1 protein-coding gene is annotated in these 1,111 nt (G+C 68.9%); it reads left to right on the forward strand.

What is annotated here, in order from left to right:
* The first annotated feature begins 288 nt into the window (after positions 1-288).
* Complete coding sequence (locus ACK586_RS25420) at positions 289-681, forward strand: YybH family protein (protein WP_409333318.1); 393 nt, start codon at positions 289-291, stop codon at positions 679-681.
* Positions 682-1,111 lie beyond the last annotated feature (430 nt).

Here is a 1,111-nt window from a genome sequence, read left to right on the forward strand (position 1 = left end):
TGAGCTGGTCCTTCTGGCGCCGCAGACACCAGGCCCGGGCCCGCCGCTGTCACTACGTTCGAAGGGGTGCAGCCGACGAAGTGCGGCTGTAGTACTAGGCCGAGTGTTCCGCCTGTTACCCGGCCTCGCGCACCGGCTGTGACGTCCCGGGTCAGACTGGTGGTCACGCGCCGAGGGCGAGCAGAGGCCATGCCGTAGCGAAACGTGGAGCCGGGTCCGGCGTGGCCAGTCCTCGTGCACACTCCTGAGCCCCAGCGCCCTCAGCAACTCCTAGCCCTAGGAGCGGCGATGCCCGCGAGCACGCCGGACCAGATCCACCCGTTGTTCCAGGAGGCCTTCAACGCCCGGGACGTGGATCGGCTGATGGAGTTCTACACCGACGATTGCGCCGTCATCGTTCAGCCGGGGCAGGTCTCGCGGGGCCAAGTGCAAGCGGCGATCGAGGCGTTCCTAGCGCTGAACGGTCAGCTGGCGATGGACAGCAAGGTGATCGTCACCGTGGGCGACGTGGCCTTCCTTTCGTGCACCTGGTCGATCGCCGGCAGCGGGCCCGACGGCCAGCCGATGACCGTTGGCGGTACGACCGCCGAGGTGGCTCAGCGCCAGAGCGACGGAAGTTGGCGCTACGTCATCGACAATCCGTGGGGCGACCTGGCCGCGGGAGTCCCGACACTGATGTAGGAGTGAGGGCGGCCGAACTCGTAGACGAATCATGACCCGGGTTCAGCAGAGGTCGTTCTACTTCGGCGGCCTCAGGAACGCTATTCCGTAAAGCCTGCGCGTCGCGATCGCCCAGCGATCACGGGTGCGTACCCGTCACCGGTCTACCTGCACCGGTGCGCGTCTCAACCGCCGTCATGGGCGAGGACGCCGGGCACTTCCGCGAGTTGCCTTCACGACGCCAGGGTGTGTCCAAGGCCGCCTTCTGGGCGCCTGACGAGGGGTGCTCGCGGCCGGGCGCGCGCTCGTGCCCCCGCGGCCGGAGCGGTCGCGGGGGTGGAGCGGCGGGTGAGCCTCAGACGCGCAGGGGTGGGTGGATGAGGATCTGGGTGCCGTCGGGGCGGTAGGTGCGCCAGCGCCGGCCGGGTGGTGCGGTGTCGTCGCGTTCGAT

The sequence above is a fragment of the Trujillonella humicola genome (genome assembly GCF_046233715.1).
In the GTDB taxonomy this organism is placed as follows: domain Bacteria; phylum Actinomycetota; class Actinomycetes; order Mycobacteriales; family Geodermatophilaceae; genus Trujillonella; species Trujillonella humicola.

What these genes read in the sequence shown, in the direction of transcription:
- ACK586_RS25420 (WP_409333318.1), top strand. Translation starts at nt 289, where the DNA reads ATGCCCGCGAGCACGCCGGACCAGATCCACCCGTTGTTCCAGGAGGCC.